Annotated in this window: 15 protein-coding genes and 1 pseudogene; 10 read left to right on the top strand and 6 right to left on the bottom strand. The window is 64.4% G+C overall.

Features of this window, described 5'->3' with window-relative positions:
- The first annotated feature begins 2 nt into the window (after nucleotides 1-2).
- From QMK47_RS00280 to tagQ, 9 genes are all read left to right on the top strand, one after another.
- Nucleotides 3-1,313 carry a DotU family type VI secretion system protein gene (locus QMK47_RS00280; protein ID WP_253470425.1) on the top strand — a complete coding sequence of 437 codons (1,311 nt, stop codon included), beginning with the start codon at nucleotides 3-5 and terminating at the stop codon, nucleotides 1,311-1,313.
- The gene (gene tssM, locus QMK47_RS00275) at nucleotides 1,310-4,810 is read left to right on the top strand and encodes a type VI secretion system membrane subunit TssM (RefSeq protein ID WP_258689921.1); all 3,501 of its coding nucleotides are present in this window, start codon (nucleotides 1,310-1,312) and stop codon (nucleotides 4,808-4,810) included. The genes QMK47_RS00280 and tssM overlap by 4 nt, the downstream gene beginning before the upstream one ends.
- A complete protein-coding gene (gene tagF / locus QMK47_RS00270) occupies nucleotides 4,807-5,460 on the top strand; it encodes a type VI secretion system-associated protein TagF (RefSeq protein WP_003206910.1) in 654 nt (217 codons plus the stop codon). The genes tssM and tagF overlap by 4 nt, the downstream gene beginning before the upstream one ends.
- Entirely contained in the window at nucleotides 5,461-6,192 is a 732-nt protein-coding gene (locus QMK47_RS00265) for a PP2C family protein-serine/threonine phosphatase (protein WP_053190086.1), read from the top strand.
- Complete coding sequence (locus QMK47_RS00260; protein ID WP_320389625.1) at nucleotides 6,189-9,287, top strand: serine/threonine-protein kinase; 3,099 nt, start codon at nucleotides 6,189-6,191, stop codon at nucleotides 9,285-9,287. The genes QMK47_RS00265 and QMK47_RS00260 overlap by 4 nt, the downstream gene beginning before the upstream one ends.
- Nucleotides 9,287-10,003, top strand: coding sequence for an ABC transporter ATP-binding protein (locus QMK47_RS00255; protein ID WP_258691280.1), 717 nt, complete (start codon nucleotides 9,287-9,289; stop codon nucleotides 10,001-10,003). The genes QMK47_RS00260 and QMK47_RS00255 overlap by 1 nt, the downstream gene beginning before the upstream one ends.
- Entirely contained in the window at nucleotides 10,003-11,199 is a 1,197-nt protein-coding gene (locus tag QMK47_RS00250; protein ID WP_253470419.1) for an ABC transporter permease, read from the top strand. The genes QMK47_RS00255 and QMK47_RS00250 overlap by 1 nt, the downstream gene beginning before the upstream one ends.
- A complete protein-coding gene (locus QMK47_RS00245; protein WP_253470417.1) occupies nucleotides 11,192-12,919 on the top strand; it encodes a formylglycine-generating enzyme family protein in 1,728 nt (575 codons plus the stop codon). Before QMK47_RS00250 ends, QMK47_RS00245 begins: the two co-directional genes overlap by 8 nt.
- Before the next feature lie 86 nt (nucleotides 12,920-13,005).
- Complete coding sequence (gene tagQ / locus QMK47_RS00240; protein ID WP_253470416.1) at nucleotides 13,006-13,944, top strand: type VI secretion system-associated lipoprotein TagQ; 939 nt, start codon at nucleotides 13,006-13,008, stop codon at nucleotides 13,942-13,944.
- 797 nt (nucleotides 13,945-14,741) lie between these two features.
- Here the strand turns inward: tagQ and QMK47_RS00235 are convergent.
- Nucleotides 14,742-15,125: pseudogene (locus tag QMK47_RS00235) on the bottom strand (DUF6124 family protein).
- A gap of 524 nt (nucleotides 15,126-15,649) precedes the next feature.
- Between QMK47_RS00235 and QMK47_RS00230 the strand changes: the two are divergent.
- A complete protein-coding gene (locus QMK47_RS00230) occupies nucleotides 15,650-16,027 on the top strand; it encodes a helicase (RefSeq protein ID WP_214510123.1) in 378 nt (125 codons plus the stop codon).
- A 166-nt stretch (nucleotides 16,028-16,193) separates the two neighbouring features.
- Here QMK47_RS00230 and QMK47_RS00225 read toward each other — a convergent pair whose 3' ends face one another.
- The 5 genes from QMK47_RS00225 to exbD form a co-directional block, all read right to left on the bottom strand.
- Complete coding sequence (locus tag QMK47_RS00225) at nucleotides 16,194-17,591, bottom strand: aminoacyl-tRNA deacylase and HDOD domain-containing protein (RefSeq protein ID WP_253470415.1); 1,398 nt, start codon at nucleotides 17,589-17,591, stop codon at nucleotides 16,194-16,196.
- Between the two features lie 79 nt (nucleotides 17,592-17,670).
- Nucleotides 17,671-19,746, bottom strand: coding sequence for an ATP-dependent DNA helicase RecG (recG, locus tag QMK47_RS00220; RefSeq protein WP_253470414.1), 2,076 nt, complete (start codon nucleotides 19,744-19,746; stop codon nucleotides 17,671-17,673).
- A 9-nt stretch (nucleotides 19,747-19,755) separates the two neighbouring features.
- Entirely contained in the window at nucleotides 19,756-20,676 is a 921-nt protein-coding gene (locus tag QMK47_RS00215; protein WP_072343175.1) for a hydrogen peroxide-inducible genes activator, read from the bottom strand.
- A 321-nt stretch (nucleotides 20,677-20,997) separates the two neighbouring features.
- On the bottom strand, nucleotides 20,998-21,753 hold the full coding sequence (locus tag QMK47_RS00210; protein ID WP_258689907.1) for an energy transducer TonB: 756 nt from the start codon (nucleotides 21,751-21,753) through the stop codon (nucleotides 20,998-21,000).
- The gene (exbD, locus tag QMK47_RS00205; protein ID WP_003206888.1) at nucleotides 21,750-22,178 is read right to left on the bottom strand and encodes a TonB system transport protein ExbD; all 429 of its coding nucleotides are present in this window, start codon (nucleotides 22,176-22,178) and stop codon (nucleotides 21,750-21,752) included. Before exbD ends, QMK47_RS00210 begins: the two co-directional genes overlap by 4 nt.
- Nucleotide 22,179: the final 1 nt, after the last annotated feature.

Here is a 22,179-nt window from a genome sequence, read left to right as displayed (position 1 = left end):
CGATGAGTAACGACGATCGTACCCAGTTCATGCCGACGCCCGGTGGCCGTGGTGGAGATCCCTTCCGCCCGGACGCTGGTCGGCCACAGCCGACGCCTGCGCCTGCACCGTTGGCGATGCCGGCCGCGCCGGTGCTGACCGGCAAGGCCGAGGGCCTCAACCCGCTGGAAAGCGCCGCCGGCCCGCTGCTGGCGCTGCTGACGCGCCTGCGCAACACCATTGCCCACCCGGCGCCGGCCAGTCTGCGCGCACAACTGCTGGCCTACCTGCGCCAGTTCGAAGAGCGCGCCGAGGCCGCCGGCGTGGTGCGCAACGATGTGTTGCTGGCCCGCTACGCCTTGTGCACCGCGCTGGACGAAGCGGTATTGAGCACACCGTGGGGCGGCACCAGCGATTGGGGCAAGCAAAGCCTGTTGATCACCGTGCATAACGAAGCCTGGGGCGGCGAGAAGGTCTTCCAGTTGCTGGAGCATTGCCTGCAAAGCCCGCGCGAGCGCCTGTACCTGCTGGAGCTTTTGTATCTGTGCATGTGCCTGGGTTTCGAAGGGCGCTACCGGGTGATGAACGACGGTCGCAGCCAACTGGAAGCGTTGCGTGAGCGCACCGCCGCCGTCATCCGCAGTGCCCGTGGCGACTACGAGCGCGAGCTGTCGCCGCACTGGCGCGGTGTCACTGTGGCCCGTGATCGGCTGGCGCAATTCATGCCGCCATGGATCGCCGTGGCCATCGGTGCAGCCCTGTTGCTGGCGCTGCTGTTCGGCCTGCGCATGAAACTGGCGTCCGATGCCGAGCCGGTGTTCAAGAACATTCATTTCCTCGGTGAAATCCCGGTGCAGACCATCGACCGCCCTGTGGTGCAGCCGAAAGTGATCGAGCGCCCACGCCTGGCCGGCTTCCTCGCCGATGAAATCCGCGCCAACCGGATTGCCGTGGAAGACGCCGTCGACCGCTCGGTGGTGACCATCCGTGGCGACGAACTGTTCGCCTCGGGCAGCGCCAGCATCAAGGACGATTTCCAGCCGCTGATGCTGCGCATCGCCGAGGCGGTGCGCAAGGTCAAGGGCCAGGTCCTGGTCACCGGGCACAGCGACAATCGCCCGATCGCTACTCTCCGGTTCCCGTCCAACTGGGCGTTGTCCGAAGCGCGGGCGCAATCGGTGCTGCAAATTCTCTCGGCCAAGACTGGCCAGCCCGAGCGCTTCAGCGCCGAAGGCCGCAGCGACACCGAGCCGTTGGCATCCAACGCCACCACAGAGGGGCGTGCGCGCAATCGTCGGGTTGAAATCACAGTATTGGCGGAGGGGGTCGAGTGAAGGCGTTTTTCAGTTTCATGACCCGCTGGGTCATTCCATTGCTGGGGCTGATCGCCCTGAGCCTGATCATCTGGTTCGTGGGCCCGCTGCTCGATTGGCTGGTGCCCGAAGGCCGCCGCTGGGCCTTGATCATCCTGGTGTTCGCGGTATGGATCGCCTACCGGGTGTTCCGCATCATCCAGGCGCGCCGTCAGGCCGCCGAAGTGATGCGCAGCCTGGCCGCGCAAACCCCACCGGACCCGACCAGCATCGCCACCGCCGAAGAGCTCGAAACCTTGCGCCAGCGCATGGACGAAGCCTTGGCCCTGCTCAAGAAAGCCAAGCTGGGCGGTGACGAGCGCCGCAACCTCTACGAGCTGCCGTGGTACGTGATCATCGGCCCACCGGGTTCGGGCAAGACCACCGCGCTGGTCAACTCCGGGCTGCATTTCCCGCTGGCCGCGCAACTGGGCGCCGGTGCGGTACGCGGTGTCGGCGGTACACGCAATTGCGATTGGTGGTTCACCGACCAGGCTGTCCTGCTCGACACCGCCGGCCGCTACACCACCCAGGACAGCGACGCGACCATCGACAAGGCCGCCTGGCTGGGCTTCCTGGGCCTGTTGAAAAAACAACGGGCCCGGCGCCCGATTGACGGGGCGTTCATCGCCATCAGCTTGTCCGACCTGCTGCTGGGCAGCGACGCCGAGCGCGCCGCCCACGCCGCCGCCATCCGGTTGCGGATCCAGGAGCTCTACACCCAACTGGGTGTGCGCTTCCCGATCTACCTGATGCTGACCAAGCTCGACCTCGTGCCGGGGTTCATGGAGTATTTCGATACCCTGAGCAAGGAAGAACGCGCCCAGGTCTGGGGCATGACCTTTGCCCTGGACGATGGCAAGAGCAGCGACAGCCCGCTGGCGCACCTGCAAAGCGAATTCACCGGCCTTGAGCAGCGCCTCAACGACCGCTTGGTGGAGCGCCTGCAACAAGAGCGCGACCCGGCGCGGCGCGATCTGATCTACGGCTTCCCGCAGCAGTTCGGCGCCTTGAAAGATTGCCTGCAAAGCTTCCTCGAAGGCGTGTTCAAACCCAACGCCTTCGAAGAGCGCGTGTTGCTGCGCGGCGTGTATTTCACCAGCGGCACCCAGGAAGGCAGCCCGATCGATCGCCTGATCGGCTCCATGGCCCAGAGCATGAACCTGGACCGTCAGCACCTGGCGCGCCAGACCGGCACCGGGCGCAGCTACTTCATCGAAAAACTCTTCACCGCCGTGGCCTTCGCCGAGCGCGGGCTGGTGGGCGTCGATCCGAAAGTCGAGCGGCGGCGCAAGTGGATCGCCCGCGGCGTATTGGCCTCCACCGTGGTGCTGGTGTTGGTGGTCAGCACATTGTGGTGGGTCAGCTACCGCGCCAACCAGGCCTACATCGCCCAGGTCGACCAGAAGGTCGCGCCGTTGGGGCAAACCGTGCAGAACCTCAGCCCGGCGCAACGCGACGTCCTCGCCGTGTTGCCGTTGCTCAACGCCGTGAAACACCTGGCTGGTGACGCACCGAGCTGGGCCGAAGGCCTGGGCCTGTACCAGGGCGACATGCTCGAAGCCGAGTCTGGCAGCGTCTATCGCAAGCTGCTGATCGCGGTGTTCGCGCCACGCTTGCTGACGCGCATCGAAGAGCAACTGCACAGCGGCGGCAATTCGGATTTCCTCTACGAAGGCCTGAAGGCCTACCTGATGCTCGCCGACACCGAGCATTACGATGCCGACTTCATCAAGGCCTGGATCGCCCTGGATTGGGACCGCAGCCTGCCGCGGGATTTGCCGGCCGAGCAGCGCCAGGCCCTGACCGCGCATTTGCAGGCGCTGTTCGAACGGCGTCCGCCCCTCGCGCGCCTCGACCCACGCCTGGTCGAAGACCTGCGCCGCCAGTTGCAGCAATTGCCGGTGGCCCAGCGGGTCTATGACCGGATCAAGCGCCAGAAGCTGCCCGAAGGCATCCCGGACTTCCGTATCAACGAAGCCGCCGGGCGTGACGCGGCGCTGGTGTTCAGCCGCAAGAGCGGCAAGCCATTGGGCGAGCCGCTGAGCGGGTTCTTCACCGTCAAGGGCTATCGCCAGGGCTTCTTGCTCACCAGCCTGAGCCAGACCGGCACCCTGGCCGAAGAGCAATGGGTGCTGGGCTCTGAGCAGGCCGATCAGCAGAACGTCGCCAGCCTGGCCGCCGATGTGCGTCGCCTGTACTTCCAGGACTACCTGCGCCAATGGGACGCCTTGCTGGCCGACATCGACTTTGTGCCGATCACCAGCGTGGCCCAGGCCGCCGATGTACTGCGGGTGATTTCCGGGCCGACCTCGCCGTTGAAAAAACTGCTGGTGGCGGTGGCGAAGGAAACCGACCTGCAACAGGATGAACGCCTGCTGGCCGCCCAAGGTGCGCCAGTGGAAGGTGGTGTGGACAAGCTCAAGGAACGCCTGGGCAGCTTGCTCGGCCAGGAGCAGGCGACGCAAAACGCACCGGCGCAAAGCGATGACCCGATCACCGCGCACTTCGCCGAGCTCAACAGCATCGTCAGCAAAAGCGAAGGCGAGCCGGCGGCCATCGATGGCTTGCTGGCGGACATGAACGCTTTGTACGTGCAGGTCAGCGCCATGGTCGGTGCCAGCGGCGACGCCTTGCTCGGCGAAGCCAAGAACCAGGCCACGGCCGCCGCTACGCGCGTCAGCCTCAACGCCGAACGCCAGCCGCCGCTGGTGCAGGGCCTGGTCAAGTCGGTGGTCAACTCCACCACCAACAGCATGATGGGCGGGGTGCGCAACCAACTGAACGCCGCCTGGACCAGCGAAGTGGTGAACATCTATCGCCAGTCCCTGGCCGGACGCTATCCGATGTCGCCAGGCAGTGCGCGGGACGCGACCCTGGATGACTTCGGCCAGTTCTTCGGCGTCGGCGGAGTGATGGACAACTACTTCCGCAAGTACCTGCAACCCTACGTCGACACCTCGACCCCGACCTGGCGCTGGCAGCCGGGTGCGGCGCAGAAGCTCGGCATCGCCCCTGGCGTGCTGCAGACCTTCCAGCGCGCGGCGACCATCCGCGATGCGTTCTTCCGTTCCGGTGGCACGCAGCCGATGGTGCGTTTCGAGCTCAAACCGGTGGCGATGGACTCGACCATCACCCAGTTCCTGCTCGACCTCGACGGCCAACAGTTGAGCTACGACCACGGCCCAAGCCGCCCGACCGCCATGCAGTGGCCGAACCCGGGCAGCATCGGCGTGGTGCGGATCTCGATCATGCCGCCGTCGTCCAGCGGTCGCTCCGGCATCACCCTGGACGGGCCGTGGGCCTGGTTCCGGCTGCTGGAACAATCGGACCTGACCGCCGGCAACTCGCCGGATCGCTTCAACCTGCGGCTGCGGGTCGATGGCGCCAGCGCCTCTTATGAGCTGCGGGCCAACAGCGCCTTCAACCCATTCAAGAGCCGGGTGCTCAGCGGCTTCAGCCTGCCGGAGCGGCTATGAGTACACCGGGCTTCTATGGAAAGTTGGCCAGCCGCGGCGATTTCGTCAGCCGTGGCTTGCCCCAGAGTTTTATCGGCCCGTGGGATTCGTGGTTGGCGGCGGGTTTGCTCGCCAGCCAGACCAGCCTCGGCGAGCGCTGGCTGGATGCCTATCTGGTCAGCCCGCTATGGCGCTTCATGGTCGCGCCGGGCGTTTGTGGCCCGGACGCCGCGGTCGGGGTGGTGATGCCGAGCATTGATCGGGTCGGCCGTTATTTCCCGCTGACTGTCGCGATGTTGCTGGAGCCCGACGCGGACCCGGCGTCGGTGGTGGGCGGTGCGGACGAGTGGTTTGAGCGAGTCGAGAACCTGTTGCTGAGCACACTGAGTGTGGAGGCCAGTTTCGAGGCGTTCAACGAACAGCTGGAGACCCTGGGCAGCCCGATGTACCTGCCGCGCACGCCGAGCAGCCGCTTTGCCAGCCTGCATCGCTTCGATGCCACCGACCCGCAGCGGCGCATGAGCGCCCTCGCCGAGGCGGCCTGCGAAGGCGCAAGCCTGTGGTGGGGCCAGGGATCGGAACGCATTGCCCCGGGTTTGATGCGCTGCCAGGGATTGCCGGCGGCGGCTGATTTTGCGCAATTTTTGCTCGGCCAAGAAGGTGTTGTGTAGATGCGTCCAAGTGCCGGAAAAGCAATCAAGTCTGCAAGCAAGAGCCATGTCGGGATGGTCCGCCAGGTCAACGAAGACGCCTGCCTGGACCTGCCGGAAAACGGCCTCTGGGTGGTGGCCGACGGCATGGGCGGGCACGCGGCGGGCGACTACGTCAGCAGCCTGATCGTCGACAGCCTGCGCGGCATTGCCGTGGGGCGTTCGCTGGACGAATACGTCGCGGCGCTGCAAAGCGACCTGCTGCGGGTCAACGCCGCCGTGCGCGAGGAAACCGCCAACCGTGGCGTGACGATGATGGGCAGCACCGTGGTGGTGTTGGTCGCCCGCGACCTGCGCGGCATGTGCCTGTGGGCCGGTGACAGTCGTTTGTACCGCTTGCGCGACGGCGTGCTCGAAGGCATCTCCCGGGACCACAGCTACGTCCAGGATCTGCAGGACAGCGGCCTGCTCAGCGAAGCCGAGGCGCGGGTGCATCCACGGGCCAACATTGTCACCCGGGCCATTGGCGTCGAGGGGCAACTGAACCTGGCGCTGACCGAGCTGCTGCTGGTGCCCGGCGACAGTTATCTGTTGTGCAGCGACGGGCTGACCAAGACCGTCGAGGACGATGAAATCCGCGAAGTGCTGAGCCACGACGAGCCCGGCGAAATCGCCAGCAGCCTGGTGTCCCTGGGCCTGATGCGCGGCGCGCCGGACAACATCACCGTGGTGGTCGTGAAGGTGCCGTCATGAGCTTGACCCTGAACATTGTCATCCCCGGCTACGACATCGAAGGGCCGATCGGCGAAGGCGCGATGGCCAGCGTGTACCTGGCGACCCAGCGTTCGCTGGAACGCAAGGTCGCGTTGAAAGTGATGGCCGCAGCCCTGGCCGCCGACCCGACCTTCTGCGAGCGTTTCCTGCGCGAAGGCAAGACCCTGGCGCGTCTGTCGCACCCGCACACCGTCACCATCCATGACATCGGCAACGTCGGTGAGCTGTATTACATGGCGATGGAGTACCTGCCCAACGGCACGCTCAAGGAACGCATTGCCGCGGGCCTGACGCCGGAGCAGGGCCTGACCTACATCCGCCAGATCGCCTCGGCCCTGGGTTATGCCCACGGGCTGGGCCTGGTCCACCGTGACGTCAAGCCGGCCAACATCCTGTTCCGCGCCGATGGCACGGCGGTGCTTTCGGACTTCGGCATCGCCAAGTCCCTGGACGACCGCACCCAGTTCACCCAGGCCGGCTTTGCCGTCGGCACGCCCAGCTACATGAGCCCGGAACAGGCCCGTGGCCAAGACATCGACGGCCGCGCCGACCTGTACGCCCTGGGCGTGGTGCTCTACGAAATCCTTGTCGGCAAACTGCCGTATACCGGCAACGACGCACTGTCCACGGCCCTGGCGCACCTGACCGAACCGTTGCCGGAATTGCCGGTGCACCACGGTCGTTACCAGGACGTGTTGCGCAAGCTGCTGGCGAAGGATCCGGCGGAGCGTTTCCCGGACGCGGCGGCGTTGCTGCGGGCGTTGGATAACCTGCCTGAGGAGTCGGCGGAAGCGACGTTGATCCGGCCGTTGTCGTTGCAACTGCCGCAGACGCCGAAACCGGTGGATGACTTGGCGGGTTTGACGCCCATGTCCATCGACATCCCCAGCGGCCCGGCTTACTCACCACCGCCGCCACAATCGCAGCCCAAGCCAGTGCCGCCGCCGATAAAACCGACGGTTCAATCCTCGGTGTCGGAGCAACGCAAGGGGCCGGTGTTCGCCCTGGCTGCCGTTGCGGTCGCCGTGGCGCTGGCGTTGGGTGGCGCGGGTTATTGGTGGTTGTCCGGTGATGACGGCAAAGACGTGAAGACGCCAGTGGCCACGACCACTTCGGTCAAGCCACCGGAAGTGAAGCCGCCGAAGACCCCCGAAGTGCCAGCGGTCAAGCCGCCCGTTGCCCCGCCGGCTCAGCCGCCCGTGGCGACCGAAGCCGACGGCGGCCAGCGTCCGCTGTTGATGGCCGGCAAGAAAACCCTGTTCCAGCGCGTGCTCAGCAAACCGGGGGCGAAGCTCGCCGATGCGCCGGGCGCCGCACCGGGCAAGGCACTGCCGGCGTTTTCCGTGCTGTACGTGTATCAGCGCAAGGACGTCGACGGCGGTTCGTGGGTGCGGGTCGGTGCGGCCACTGACGGGCGCAGCGACGGCTGGTTGCCCGCCGCCCAGGTCAGCGACTGGAAGCAAAGCCTGGTGCTCAAGTTCACCGAACGTTCCGGCCGTGCGCCGGTGATGTTCCTGCGTCAGGCCGGTGAAGTGGAAAAGCTCTTGGCTAACCCTTCGGCCGCCAAGAACGTGTTGCTCAAGGCCCAGCAGAGCCCGCAGGAGGACCAGCAAGTGCTGGCCCTGGAGCCGGCCGCCAGCGCGGTGCCGCAGAGCCAGTTCTACCTGTTGCCGATCTTCGATTCCCGCGAAAGCCTGGATGAAAACGGCCAGCCGGTGCAGTTGCTGAACGTGGCGTCCATCGACCCGGGTAACACCCCCAAGGCGTCGAGCAACACACCGATCACCACCGCCAACGCCGATGCGTTCCGCACGGCTGTGGTGCTGGTGGTGGACACTACCGTGTCGATGCAGCCCTACATCGACCAGGTCCGCGACGTGGTCCACGAACTGCAAACCCGCATCGCCGAGCGCGGCGAGTTGGACAGCGTCAGCTTCGGCATGGTGGGTTTCCGCAGCAGCATCAAGAAAACCCCGGGCCTGGAATACGTCGCCAAGACCTTGATCACCCTGGAGCAGGGCCGCGACCCGCAACGCTTCATGGAGCTGGCGCGGCAGGTCAAGGCATCGACGGTGTCGAGCCATTCGTTCAACGAAGATGCGTTTGCCGGGGTCATGGAAGCCGTCGAAGGCATGGACTGGTCCGGTTACGGCGGGCGTTTGATCCTGTTGGTCACCGACGCTGGGGCCCTGCGCAAGAACGATCCATTTGCCGCCACGCAAATGAACGAGGCCGAAGTGCGCCAGGCCGCACTGGGCAAGCAGATCAAGATCTACGCCTTGCACCTGCTCAGCGACGCCGGCAAGAAAACCCACGCCGGCGCCCAGAGCCAGTACCGCACCCTGACCGCCGACGCCAACCCGCAGATCGGCGACCTGTACATTCCGGTGCCGGGCGCCGACGTGCGCAAGTTTGGTGAGCGCGTCGACGAGATCGGTTCGGTGTTCGCCGACCTGGTGCATCAGGTGCGCAGCAACAAGGCGCAAAGCGTGCCGCTGTTGAGCGCCGCGCCGAGCCTGGCCGACAAGTCGGCCGCGGTCGGCTACGCGATGCACATGGACTTTTTGGGGCGTAAATCCGCCAGCCAGGCGCCGCAACTGGTCAGCGCCTGGACCGCCGACCGCGACCTAACCAACCCGGCACTGCCGGCGTTCCAGGTCTGCGTGATGCTGACCAAGCTGCAACTCAACGACCTGCAACAATCGCTGAAGCTGATCGTCGACGCGGCCCGCAAGACCCAGAGTTCGCCCAAGGACTTCTTCCAGGAAATCGCCAGCGCCAGTGCCTACATGAGCCGCGACCCGTCGGCCCTGCGCAAGGGCGGCAACCTGGCCGACGGCGGGATTCTCGGCGAGTACCTCGAAGGGCTGCCGTACCGCAGCAAGTCGCTGAACATGACCCAGGATCTGTGGCTGTCCTTGAGCGTGGCCGAGCAGGAAGACTTCATCGACGAGCTGGATTCGAAAATCCGTCTCTACGAAACCTTCCACAACGACCTCGCCAACTGGGTGCGCTTCGGCGATGCCGAGCCGGGTGACGCCTTGTACCGCGTTCCATTGTCGACGCTGCCGTGATGCTGACCCTGAACGCCGTGCATAAAAGCCGGGGCGCCGGCAGCCAGCGCTACAGCCTGGTGATTCCACGCCTGCATTTGCGCGGCGGTGAACAACTGGCGGTGGTCGGCCCCAGCGGCTGCGGCAAGAGCACCTTGCTGGACCTGCTGGCGCTGGTGCTGGCGCCGGATCAGGCCGGGCAGTTCGACTTCACGCCGGCCAACACGCCGCTGGACATCGCCAAATTGTGGCGTGCGTCGCAACAGGGCACCTTGGCCGAGCTGCGCAGTCGTTACCTGGGTTATGTTCTGCAAACCGGCGGCCTATTGGCCTTCCTGGACGTGCGCGGCAACATCGCGTTGTCGCGCAAATTGCTGGGCTTGAAGGATGACGCAAGCGTGACGCGCCTGGCTGGGCAGTTGGACATTGCCGATCAACTGGACAAGAAACCGGCGGACTTGTCTGTCGGCCAACGTCAGCGGGTCAGCTGTGCCCGGGCGTTGGCCCATGGGCCGCGTTTGCTGCTGGCCGATGAACCGACCGCCGCCCTCGACCCGCTGAACGCCGAGCGCGTCATGCAGTTGCTGGTGGCCCAGGCGCGTGAGCACGGCGTGTGCTGTGTGGTCGCGACCCACGACGAGGCGCTGGCCCGCGCCAGCGGCTTGCAGGTGCGGCGCATCAGTTGCCGTCGCGATGTCGACGGCGGTGTCACCGCCACCCTCGGGGAGGCTTGCTGATGCGCGGCGCACTGGTGGCTTCCCTGGCCTGGCAGGATTACCGCAACGATGCCTGGCTGTCGGCTTGCTCGGTGTTGGCGCTGGTGGCCGTGGTGGCGCCGTTGCTGGTGCTGTTCGGCCTGAAGTTCGGCCTGGTCAGCAGCCTCACCGAACGCTTGCAGAACGACCCGGCCACCCGGGAAATCATCCCCTTGGGCGGCGGGCGCTTCAGTGCCGAGTTCGTCGAACAATTGAGCCAGCGCAGCGACGTGGCCTTTGCTTTGCCGCGCACCCGGCAGATCGCCGCCACGGCGGATTTGAGCGGCGATGCGTCGGTCGTCACGGTCGAGATGATTCCCACCGCGGCCAGCGATCCCTTGTTCGATCATTTGCCGGTGCCGCAAGGCCTGGATCAAGTGGTGCTCAGCCAGACCGCCGCTGAAAAGCTCGGCGCCAGGGCCGGCGATTGGTTGCAGGCCAGTTTCGGTCGGCAGGTGGCCGGTCGCAGCGAGGCGCAGCGCACGCGCGTGCAGGTGCTGCACGTGTTGCCATTGGAAGCCTTCGCCCGCGACGGCCTGTTTGCCCCGCTGGCGTTGCTGGAGGCGGCGGAGGATTACCGCGATGGCCGTGCCGTGCCCGCGTTCGGCTGGCCGGGCGATGCGGTGGGCGTGGCCGGGCAACGGGTCTACCCGGCGTTTCGTTTGTATGCCCGCAGCCTCGGCGATGTCGAGCCGCTGCGCCAGTATTTCGCTGGGCAAAACCTGTTGGTATCGACCCAGGCCCAGACCATCGCACAAGTGCAATCGCTGAGCCGCAATCTGTCGATCGTGTTCTGGATCATCGCCGGGTTGGCCTTGGCCGGGGCGTTCGCGGCGATCTTTGCTGGTGCCCTGGCAGCAGTCGAGCGTAAGCGCCGGGAGCTGTCGGTGTTGCGCCTGCTGGGGGTTTCCACCGCGGCGCTGTTGTTGTTCGTGGTGTTGCAGGCGCTCTACAGCGCCACACTTGCGGCCCTGCTCAGTGCCGGCCTGTATGGCCTGGCGCAGTCGGGCCTGAATTATTTATTTGCGCAGATGCCCGGCGAGTACGCCAGCCATCTGCTGGTGCGTCACTACACCTTGGCCCTGGTGGCCGTGCTCGGCGTCAGCGCCGTCGCGGCGGCGTGTGGTGGCTGGCGGGTGGCGCGCATCCAGGCGTGTGAAGGAATTCGCGATGTATAAGTTATTGGGCGCCGCCGTGGCGCTGAGCCTCGCCGGTTTGGTCTGGGCTGATGAAGGCACGGACAAGCTGGACAACCCCAAGCCGTTGCCCGACGACGTCAGCCTGCCGCTGCCGTGCGAAGGCCAGATGGTGTTTCGCTACGTCTACATCCTCGCCCAGGGCACCCTGGACGACCGCGAGATCAGCCTCGGTTACCCGTTCAGCGAAGACGAGGCGGGCTATCAACAGTCGTTCATTTCCGGCTACCGGCGCGACTTCATCAACGGCCAGTTCACCCTCAAGGATCTGCCCGGGGATTGGAACAAGACCATCACGCCGTTGATGCCCAAGACCGACGCCAAGACGCCGCTCAAGCCGATGCTGTACTTCATCGGCAAGTACGAGGTCACGGCCCGGCAATACGCCCAGGTCATGGCCCAGGCGCAATCGCTGGCCAGCGGCGAAGCGGCGCCGGCCTGCGAAACCTTGCAAGCCGATTTGCCCCAAGGCGTGGCGGGGCGGTTGCCCAAGGTGAAACTGTCGAGGTTCGAGGCCGAGCGCTTCTCGGCGGTGTACAGCGCCTGGCTGATGAAATACCACAAGGACCTGCTGCCGGTGAGCGGTCGCGGGACTTCCGCCGAAGACGGCGGGCTGGGTTTTGTGCGCTTGCCGACGGAAGTCGAGTGGGAATTCGCCGCCCGTGGCGGGCAGGCCGTGAGTCGCCAGGACCTGGAAGGGCGCCTGTTTCCGCGGCGCCTGGAAGGCAGTGAAAGCGACGGGCCGCTGGCCGATTGGGCGGTGTTCAACCAGGTCGCCGGTGGCACAGGCCAGGCGGCGCGGCTGATGCCCATTGGCACCAAGTTGCCGAACCCGATTGGCCTGTTCGACGTGGTCGGCAACGCCGCCGAGATGGTCCAGGAATCCTTCCAATTGGTGCACGCCGGTCGCCGTCAGGGCGCCTATGGCGGCTTCGTGGTCAAGGGCGGCAACTACCTGGAAGGCGAGGGCACGCTGTTCACCGGCATGCGCCGCGAATACCCGTTGTTCGCCGCCGACGGCACCGAGCAAAGCAACGAAACCACCGGCTTTCGCGTGGCCGTCGGTGCGTTGTCGGCGCCGCGTTCGCGCTACAAGGAATTGTTTGTCCAATGGCAGAAAGAAGGTCGGCTCGCGTCGCTGACCGACGCCATCGATGATGCCGATGACCCGACCAAGCGCCTGGACAGCATCATCGCCGCCAGCGTCGACCCGCGCCTGCAAGCCGAACTGGGCCTGGTCAACGAAGAGCTCAAGCGCAACGTCTCGCTCATCGCCCAGCAGCGTGAAGAAGCGGCGGGCAACCTGATTCAGTCGTCGGCCTTGGTGGCCGAGACCGTCAACAACTACAACATTCGCCTGACCAATCTGCAGAACAGTCGGCAAGCCGCCCTGGACGCCAAGGATGAGGCCAGCGCCACGCTGTTCGCCACGGCCATCGATAACGGTCGCAGCGCGCTCGATGGCGCGGTGGCGATTTATATCGACAACCTGGCGACCGGCACGCGCTACACCGATGCCGTGATCCAGGCGCAGTTTCAACGCATCAAGGAAGAGTTGGAGCGCAAGCCGGTATTGGGCAAGAGCCTGGTGGCGCGCGCAACGTTATTCGTTCGTCATGTCGGGGATTATCGTCAGCAAAAACGAGCCGACCCGGCGGCGATATTGAAGGAATTGCTCGCATCGAACGCTCAGCGGTCTTGAGCGTTCGCTGTCAGCGAGCTTGGAAGGGACTCAGGCGGCGATAGGGCTGCGCTGAGCTGGTCAAAACTTAAAACGAGAACACAACTATGCTTTTCTCCCGTAAACCTTTTGCTTCGGGTTCCAAGCGTCACTTGCTGATGGTCGCTGTCGGCTTCAGCACCGTGCTGACCGGCTGCGCCACGTCGCCGACCTCCAAGGTCGCCTCGAGCACCAAAGTCGAGTACTACCCGAACTGCTACGAGCCGGTGCAGCACTTGCGCTCCACCGAAGGCAACATGACCAAGTCGGTAGTCACCGGCGCGGCCGTCGGCGCCGTCGGCGGTGCACTGCTGGGCGTCCTGACCGCCGATAAGGAAGACCGTGGCCGCAACGCCGCCATTGGTGCCGCGGGCGGCGCCCTGGCCGGTGGTGCAGCCGGTTACTACACCGAGCGCCAGAAGCAGATCGCCGATGACAACCAGCGCATCGCGTCCTACGCCGCCGACGTCAACAAAAGCGTCACCGACATCGACCGCAGCACGGCCTACGCCAAGACGTCGCAGCAGTGCTACCAGAACGCGTTCAGCAAACTGGTTGCCGACCGCAAGGCCAAGACTGTCAACGACACTGAAGGCCGCAAGCGCCTGGCAGAAATCGTCGCCGGCCTGAAAGAGTCGAACGACCTGATCGTCGCGGTCAACGGTAAAGCGTCCGAAGACCTGAACAACTACACCCAGGCTTACGAGAAAGATCTGCAGCAAGTGGGTGTGCAGCGTACTGACGTGGTGACCGTGGCCACTGCCGATACCACACCGGTCGTGGCTCAGACCACCACCAAGACCAAGAAGAAAGTGACGCCGGCGAAGAAGAAAGAACTGCCAACCGTGCCGAAAGAAGCGGTGACCACCGAGAAAACCCTGCAGACCGCCAAGGCCAAGCAGGATGAAAGCAAGCAGGTTGCCAGCGCGGGTACCACTCAGGTCAACAGCATGTGCAAAAACCCGGACCTGGGCGACTGGGCACCGGTTCCTTGCCCGAATGTTTGATTGAGTGATGGTTGCTGGTCATTGATCAGCAGCCAAAACCCAAAACCTTGTGGGAGCGAGCCTGCTCGCGATAGCGTCGGTTCAGTTGGCATTAATGTCGACTGAACCGGCGCCATCGCGAGCAAGCTCGCTCCCACTGTTGTTTTTGGGGGCATATCCGTTGTTGCGGTAACGGCTACTTAGGGTTCCGCTCTTACAGCGGGTCACTTTCGAAAAGCGCGAAAGTAACCAAAGCGCTTTATGCCCCACCACTTGGTGCCTCGCTTAGGCTCGGCATGCCCTCACTCCGGCATTGCTCCGTGGGCCCGCCGCGAAGGGGCCATCCATGGCCCAGCGCGGCTATTCCGGCATCCATGCCGGGATGCCCACTCCACAATGCCTGCGTTCGGCCAGCGTGGTTAACGGGGCGCCGAGATCAACGTCCACGCCGAGGCGGCCTAACAGCCGACCTGGCTCTCCCGGTCGTACACCCATCAGCTCTGTTTGAGCTGGACTTGTGGGAGTAAAGCTTGCTCGCGAGGCGGCCTGACAGCCGACCTGGCTCTCTCGGTCGTACATCCGTCAGATCTGTTTGAGCAGGACTTGTGGGAGTAAAACTTGCTCGCGAGGCGGCCTGACAGCCGACCTATCTCTCCCGGTCGTACCCCCGTCAGATCTGTTTGAGCAGGACCTGTGGGAGCAAAGCTTGCTCGCGAGGCGGCCTGACAGCCGACCTGGTTCTCCGGTTTACCCCAATTCAACTGTGGGAGCGAGCTTGCTCGCGATGGCGCCGGTTCAGCCTGCATCAATGCAAAGCTCTATACCTTGGCGCCGGGCGCCACCGCCTCCTTGGTTTCCAGATGATCCAACGCCCGCTCAACCAACAACTGCACCCCATCGGCCATGCGACTGATCGCCAGGGCGACACAGCGGCGCGAGTCATCCACGTCGTCAGCCAGGTCGGCGGCGATGGTGCTGATGGAGAGCAGGTCTTCGGAGGCGTTGGCCAGCAGGGTTTCGGTGTCGATGTGGGGGGCGACGATGAACAGTTTGGTGCTGTCGGGTTCTGGCGGTGAGGCGGGCTTTGGGTTGAGGTAGTAGTCGAGGGCGCGGGTGGCGGCGTCATCGAGCTTTTTTTCTTCCTGCGCTTGGACGCGGGATTTGTGGCCGTTTTACGGCGGATTGGGAGTGACCTTGAACATATTATTTTTCCGGTATTGGGGCTGACATCCTCTCGCTTGCATTCGAAAAGGGTGGCAACTGTGCGTAAGTGTGCAAGACCGGCCCGGAGTATCCGGCAGACCCGAAGGTCTCCCACGCACAGTTGCCATAACGGGGCGCGAGCATAAAAAAATGCTCGTCCAATAGCTATAACCAATTGTGCTCCAGGTCGGACTTGCACGTCCGTGTCACCGTTTTTTGGTGACGAACAGAGGTTAGCGGCCCACGCCCACCGCGCCTAGTTCATGAACAGCCCGGCGTGTTGAAGGAAATGTCCGAGGAACAGGAGAGCAAAAAGATCAAAAGATCGCAGCCTTCGGCAGCTCCTACGGAAATCGATGTAGGAGCTGCCGAAGGCTGCGATCTTTTGTTTTTGAGTTTTGTGACTTGGCAGTCATCTTTCGCGAAAACAAGCTTATCTTCCGCTAAAGCGATCCGATGATGGCGTTACGCCGAAGAATCGCTAAACTGCCAGCCAATCATCTTTCATCACGAGGCTGTGCCCATGAAATTTCGTTTTCTGCTGTGGATGCTGGGGTTGTTGATGGGCAAGGCCAGTCGGACCAATCCGGCGTTCCAGCAGCAGTTGGGCGACAAGGAATTGGTGTTTCAGCTGCAAACCCTGGACGGCAAGGTCGCCCGGCATTTCACGGTGAAAAACCAGCGGATCACTAGCCAGTCCGGCACTTACCCGGAGCCTGCGTTCGCCATCGCCTTCAAGGACGCCGCCTATGGCTTCGCCACGATGCAGGCGAAGAACAAGCAGCTGGCGTTCATGACGGGGATTCAGGACAAGTCGATCCAGATCAAGGGCAACCCGGCACTGGTGATCTGGTTCCAGGGGCTGACCAAGTATTTGAAGCCGAGGAAGCCTAAAGCCTAGTGATTCCCCTGTGGCGAGGGAGCTTGCTCCCGCTGGGCTGCGAAGCGGCCCCAAATGGATTGACGCGGTCCTCCAGGCGGATCGCGTCGGCAGGTTTTGCGTCTGCTGCGCAGCCGAGCGGGAGCAAGCTCCCTCGCCACAAAAGCTCAGCTGCCTGCGTCAGCAATCAATGGCTGAACTGCGAAGCCAGTTCCCGCAGCAGCACTTCCGCTTCCAGCACTTTGCTGACTACATCGTTGACCTTGTCCCGAGACAGGCCTACGCGCTCGAGCAATGCATCGGGAATTTCCTCGTCCGGGCCGGAGCCGATTCCTCGCGAGCGCAGCAGGCGTACGGCCAGGCATACCAGGTTCGGGTAGGCGGCGTATTCGCCGTCGTAGTGCGGGTCGTGCTGGAAACGCAGGGCGGTGGCCAGTTCGTCGGGCATGTCCCAGTAGCGCATCAGCCAGGCGCCGATCTGTTCGCGACTGATGCCCAGCAGGTGCTGTTCCACGTAGCTGTGGCACAGGTGCGGGTTGACCTCCAGGTGCCGGCAGATCAGCGAGAAGTGCGGCGGGAACACGTGGGCCAGCAGCAGATAACCGAAGTTGTGCAGCAGGCCGGACAGGTAGGTCAGGCCGCCTTCGGGACGCTGGGCGCGCGGCATGGCGCGGGTCAGGCCTTCGATGACGGCGGCGGTGTAGATCGACTGGTGCCAGTACGGCGTGGTGTGTTGCGGATGGTCCTTGGGCAGGCTCAGGGTCTTGCCCAGGGCCAGGCCCAGCGCCAGGTTGATCACCAAGTCGAAGCCCAGCACCCGCACGATGGCATCTTCCACCGAACGAATCTTGCCGGGTGATGCGTAGTAGGGCGAGGCGGCCCAGCTCACCACTTGCGCGGCCAGGGCCGGGTCGGTTTCCACCACGCCGGTGATGTCATCGATGGTCGCGTCGGGGTCGACCCGCAGCTTGATGATTTTCTGCGCGGTTTCGGCCAGCGGCGGGATCTCGATGGTTTCTTCCAGCCGTTGCTGGATACGCCGGGCGGTGAACGCCTGTACAGCCTGGGTGATTTCCTTGCGGTCGTCGTGCGGGCGGTCCAGGTTGGGGGTGATGTTGCTCACGGCTTCGCCGAACGTCGCGGCGCTGGCCTTGGTGAGCATGGTCTTGAATGCTTCGCTGGTGACTTCCAGCAACAGCCCCGGCTCACCGGAGTTGATCAGCAACTTCGGTTCGCGCAGCAGGCTTTCTTCGTACAGGCACGGTGAGCTGGTCAGCGCCGGCAGGCCGGGCAGCAGGCTCAGGCTATGTTTGCCGAGCATGCGCTCCAGGCGTTCGGTCGGCACCGCCGTGAGCTTGCGTCCGGTGAGTTCGGCCAGGCGGTTGAGGTCCAGCAGCTGACTTTGCGGAAACAGCACCATCAGCGCGCCAACGGCATCGTGCAGCAACACCGCCTGTACTTTGCGGGCTGGGTTCAGGCCGGGGCGTTCGAGTACTTCGTCATAGCCGATGCCCAATTTCTCGAGCAACAGCCGAATAACAGACGGAGCGTGCGGGGCTTCGGGGACGAGGGCAGCTTCTGTCATGGTCTGTATCCGTTTTCATACAAGTTGGTCAGTATAACCAGCTTGTCCGGCACGCGGGTCTTGAAAACTGAGCGCGTGCTCACACTTGGCCGTATTGCTGCCCATGACGCAGCCAGCGATCCAGCAGCGGGCTGACGTGGTCGGGCCAGCGTTCCAGCAGGGCCTGGGCGGCGTCGCGTACGGCGGGGAGCAGATCGGCGTCGCGCATCAGGTCGGCTACCTTGAATTGAAGCAGACCGGTCTGGCGTGTGCCGAGCATTTCACCGGGGCCGCGCAATTCGAGGTCTTTTTCGGCAATGACGAAACCGTCGTTGGTTTCGCGCATGATCCCCAGCCGCTGGCGGCCGATCTGCGACAACGGCGGGTGATAGAGCAGGACGCAATGGCTGGCGGCGCTGCCCCGGCCCACCCGGCCGCGCAGTTGGTGCAGCTGCGCCAGGCCCAGGCGCTCGGGGTTCTCGATGATCATCAGGCTGGCATTGGGCACGTCGACGCCCACCTCGATCACCGTGGTTGCGACCAGCAGTTGCAGGGCGCCGGCCTTGAACTCAGCCATGACGGCGGCTTTCTCGGCGGGCTTCATGCGGCCGTGGATCAGCCCGACCTTCAACTCGCCGAGGGCGGCGGTGAGGTCTTCATAGGTGGTTTCGGCCGCCTGGCAGGTCAGTTCTTCCGACTCTTCGATCAGCGTGCACACCCAATAAGCCTGCCGCCCTTCGGCGCAGGCGCTACGCACGCGCTCGATCACCTCCACTCGTCGGGTGTCGGTGACCAGCACGGTATTGACTGGTGTGCGGCCGGGCGGCAGTTCGTCGAGGATCGAGGTGTCGAGGTCGGCGTAGGCGCTCATCGCCAGGGTCCGCGGGATTGGCGTCGCGGTCATGATCAATTGATGAGGGCACATCCGCCCACCCACGCCTTTCTGCCGCAGGGCCAGGCGCTGTTGCACGCCGAAGCGGTGCTGTTCGTCGATGATCACCAGGGCCAGGTTCTTGAACTGCACTTCGTCCTGGAACAGCGCATGGGTGCCGACCACCATCGGTGCGCCTTCGGCGATCTGTGCCAGGGCGGCGACGCGGTTCTTGCCCTTGAGCTTGCCGGCCAGCCAGGCGACTTCGATGCCCAACGGTTCGAGCCAGCGCTGGAAGGTGATGAAATGTTGTTCGGCGAGGATCTCGGTGGGCGCCATCAGCGCCACCTGATAACCGGCCTCCAAGGCTTGCAGCGCCGCAAGGGCGGCGACCACGGTCTTGCCGGCGCCGACATCACCCTGGATCAGCCGCAGCATCGGCTCCGGCTGGCTCAGGTCGTAGGCAATTTCGTTGCCGACCCGTTGCTGGGCGCCCGTGGGGGCGAAACCGAGGTTGGCCAGGTAGCGGGCGGGCAGATCCCTGGCCTTGGGCATGGCCGGGGCGCGCAGGGAACGCAGGCTTTCGCGCAGGCGTTGCTGCGACAGTTGATGGGTCAGCAGTTCTTCGAACGCCAGGCGATGCTGGGCCCAGTGATGGCCGAGGGCGAGTTCGTCGACGTCGGCATCGGCGGGCGGATGGTGCAGGTAGCGGATCGCGTCGGCCAGGGGCGCCAGGTGGTAATCCCGGGCCAGTTCCGTGGGCAGCCAGTCGGGCAGGCTGCTGGGGCCGAGCAGGGTCAGGGTTTGTTGGCAGAGCTGGCGCAGACGTTGTTGGGTCAGGCCTTCGGTGAGCGGATAGACCGGGGTCAGGGTTTCATCCACGGGCGGCGGTTCGTCACCGGTAATGCTGCGGTATTCCGGGTGATAGATCTCCAGCCCCGACGCACCGGGCCGTGCCTCGCCGTAGCAGCGCACGCGGGTGCCCCGCTTGAGGCCTTCCTTTTGTGCATTGCTGAAATGATAGAAGCGCAGGCTGAGCCCGCCGGTGCCGTCCTGCAGGCGCACCACCAGGCTGCGCCGACGACCCATGACCACGTCGGCGCCGCTGACGGTGCCTTCGATCACCGCATCCTGGCCCGGGCGCAAATGGCCGATGGGCACCACGCGGGTGCGGTCCTGGTAACGCAGGGGCAGGTGGAACAGCACGTCCTGGAGGTTTTCCAGGCCGACCTTGGCCAGTTTTTCGGCCATGGCTTCACCGACACCCTTGAGTGTCGTGACCGGCACTTTCGACAGCTCCGTCATGGCCGTGGCTTACTTGCCAGCGGGCGGCTTGGCCACGGAGCACAGACGGATCGAGTCAGCGAGGATCTCGATGGCCTTGGGCCGCGGGAAACTGGCGCGCCAGGCGATGGCGACGGTGCGGAACGGCACGGGCGGCGTCAGCGGGCGGACTTCGATCACGCCCGGGGAGTAATGATGGCTGTCCACCGCCGACAGCGGCAGGATCGAAATGCCCAGGCCCGAGGCGACCATGTGGCGGATGGTTTCCAGGGAGCTGGACTCCACCGTGGTGTGCTTGGCGCCTTCGCTGCCCTTGGTCAGGGTTGGGCAGGCTTCGAGCACCTGGTCGCGGAAGCAGTGGCCTTCGCCGAGCAACAGCAGGCTCTTGTCGTTGAGCAGGGCGGCGTCGATGGTCTTTTTCTGGGTCCAGGGGTGCTGGGCCGGCATCAGGACGTAGAACGGTTCGTCGTAGAGCGGCAGGGTCAGGACGTCGGCTTCGTTGAACGGCAGGGCGATGATGATCGCGTCCAGCTCGCCGTTGCGCAGCTTGTCGCGCAGCACATGGGTGAAGTTTTCTTCGATGTACAACGGCATCTGCGGGGCGACCCGGTGCAGTTGCGGAATCAGGTGCGGGAACAGGTACGGGCCGACGGTGTAGATCGCGCCGACTTTCAGCGGGGCGGTCAGTTGGTTCTTGCCGGCCTGGGCGAGTTCGCGAATGCCCTGGGCCTGCTCCAGGACCTTTTGTGCCTGGGCCACGATGCCTTCGCCCACGGGGGTCAGGCGCACGGCGCTTTTGCTGCGCTCGAAAATCAGCACACCGAGTTCGTCTTCAAGCTTTTTCACGCCCACCGACAGCGTCGGCTGGCTGACGTGGCAACGCTCGGCCGCATGGCCGAAATGCTGCTCTTGGGCGAGGGTCACGATGTAGCGTAATTCTGTGAGGGTCATGGCGAGCGTCCGTGAAGTTGCGAGCCAAGCATACCGGCTGCAATCGATAGACGCACGTTATCAGACTGGGGGCGGGGTGTGACACTGTCCAATGTCTGTGTGGTCAGGGATTTATTTAAGAATGTGGAGTTGTCTGTGGGAGCAAGGCTTGCCCGCGATGAAGTTAACGCGGTGTTCGCTGGAACCGAGGTGCCTGTATCGCGAGCAAGCTTTGCTCCCACAGATGCCCTGGCTCCACAGATGGCTTTGCTCCCAATCCCCTGTGCTCCAAAACGCTTACCAGGAACAGCAAGCCCCTGTTACAGGGGCTGGTAATTGGGATCAGCGCCGGCGCTTGTCGATGGAGTACACAAACGGTGCCGTCAGTTCGATGGTGCCGTTGGTCAGCAGCTCGGCCGGTGGCTTGGGCAGCGGTTGGGCTTTGCGGATCATTTCCAGGGTGGCCTTGTCCAGCGAGTCCGTGCCGGAGCTGCCCACCAGTTCGAATGACAACACGTTGCCTTCGGCATCCACCACGAAACGCAGGCGGTTGGTGCCTTCCTTGTTCATCTGCTGGGCCCTGGGCGGGTACTTCTTGTACTTGCCCAGGTGCGCCAGCAGCGTGCCCTGCCAATTGGCCTTGGCAGCCGATTGTGCAGGCGACGGGCCAGGGGCCGGTTGCGCGGACTTCTCGGCCACTGACTGGGTTGGCGGGGTGTCGCTGGGCTTCTGCTCCGACGGCTGTTCCTTCGGCGGCTCGGGCTTTTTCTCCACCGGTTTGGGCTTGGGCGGTTGCGGCTTTGGCTTGGGCTTGACCGGCTTGGGCACGGAAATCTCCGGCTTCGGCGCTTCGGCAAGCTTGGGCAGCGGCAATTCTTCGACCGGCTCGGGAGGTTGCGGCGGTGTGACGACTTTGGGCGGTGCCGGTGGCGGCGGGGCTGGTACCGGCGCCAGCTCGACCATCATCGCCTGGGGAGGCAATTCGATGGGCGGGCGCGATGTCCAGTTCAGCGCCAGGGCGATGGCGAGCGCATGCACGCCCAGCACCACTGCCAGGCTACCGCTGTAACGCGTCAGCTTTTGGCGCGTCGTGATCATTTTTTGGGCGCCGTCTCGAGTCCGACCAAACCGACCTTCAGGTAGCCGGCGCCCCGCAGCGCGTCCATCACGCTCATCAGGTCGCCGTAGTCCACGCCTTTGTCGGCCTGGAAGAAGATCGTCGTGTCTTTCTTGCCTTGGGTCTTGGCGTCGAGGGTCGCGCCGAGGGTTTCGGCCTTGACCTCGTCTTCACCCAGGAACAGCCGCTGGTCAGCCTTGACGCTGAGGAACACCGGTTTCTCCGGCCGTGGCGAAGGCTTGGCCGTCGACGCTGGCAGGTCAACCTTGATGTCCACGGTGGCGAGCGGGGCGGCCACCATGAAGATGATCAACAGCACCAGCATCACGTCGATGAACGGCGTGACGTTGATTTCGTGGTTCTCGGCCAGATCGTCGTCTGCGCCTTCTTTCAAATGCAGGCCCATG

It is taken from the genome of Pseudomonas sp. P9_35 (assembly GCF_034008205.1).
GTDB lineage: Bacteria > Pseudomonadota > Gammaproteobacteria > Pseudomonadales > Pseudomonadaceae > Aquipseudomonas > Aquipseudomonas kilonensis.
Note: the sequence above shows the minus strand (reverse complement) of the source record. Positions and strands in the feature narration are given on the sequence as shown.

Excerpts from the sequence above, each read along its gene's own strand:
- QMK47_RS00280 (WP_253470425.1), top strand. The coding sequence starts at position 3 with ATGAGTAACGACGATCGTACCCAGTTCATGCCGACGCCCGGTGGCCGT.
- tagF (WP_003206910.1), top strand. The coding sequence starts at position 4,807 with ATGAGTACACCGGGCTTCTATGGAAAGTTGGCCAGCCGCGGCGATTTC.
- QMK47_RS00265 (WP_053190086.1), top strand. The coding sequence starts at position 5,461 with ATGCGTCCAAGTGCCGGAAAAGCAATCAAGTCTGCAAGCAAGAGCCAT.
- QMK47_RS00260 (WP_320389625.1), top strand. The coding sequence starts at position 6,189 with ATGAGCTTGACCCTGAACATTGTCATCCCCGGCTACGACATCGAAGGG.
- QMK47_RS00255 (WP_258691280.1), top strand. The coding sequence starts at position 9,287 with ATGCTGACCCTGAACGCCGTGCATAAAAGCCGGGGCGCCGGCAGCCAG.
- QMK47_RS00250 (WP_253470419.1), top strand. The coding sequence starts at position 10,003 with ATGCGCGGCGCACTGGTGGCTTCCCTGGCCTGGCAGGATTACCGCAAC.
- QMK47_RS00245 (WP_253470417.1), top strand. The coding sequence starts at position 11,192 with ATGTATAAGTTATTGGGCGCCGCCGTGGCGCTGAGCCTCGCCGGTTTG.
- tagQ (WP_253470416.1), top strand. The coding sequence starts at position 13,006 with ATGCTTTTCTCCCGTAAACCTTTTGCTTCGGGTTCCAAGCGTCACTTG.
- QMK47_RS00230 (WP_214510123.1), top strand. The coding sequence starts at position 15,650 with ATGAAATTTCGTTTTCTGCTGTGGATGCTGGGGTTGTTGATGGGCAAG.
- QMK47_RS00225 (WP_253470415.1), bottom strand. The coding sequence starts at position 17,591 with ATGACAGAAGCTGCCCTCGTCCCCGAAGCCCCGCACGCTCCGTCTGTT.
- recG (WP_253470414.1), bottom strand. The coding sequence starts at position 19,746 with ATGACGGAGCTGTCGAAAGTGCCGGTCACGACACTCAAGGGTGTCGGT.
- QMK47_RS00215 (WP_072343175.1), bottom strand. The coding sequence starts at position 20,676 with ATGACCCTCACAGAATTACGCTACATCGTGACCCTCGCCCAAGAGCAG.
- QMK47_RS00210 (WP_258689907.1), bottom strand. The coding sequence starts at position 21,753 with ATGATCACGACGCGCCAAAAGCTGACGCGTTACAGCGGTAGCCTGGCA.
- exbD (WP_003206888.1), bottom strand. The coding sequence starts at position 22,178 with ATGGGCCTGCATTTGAAAGAAGGCGCAGACGACGATCTGGCCGAGAAC.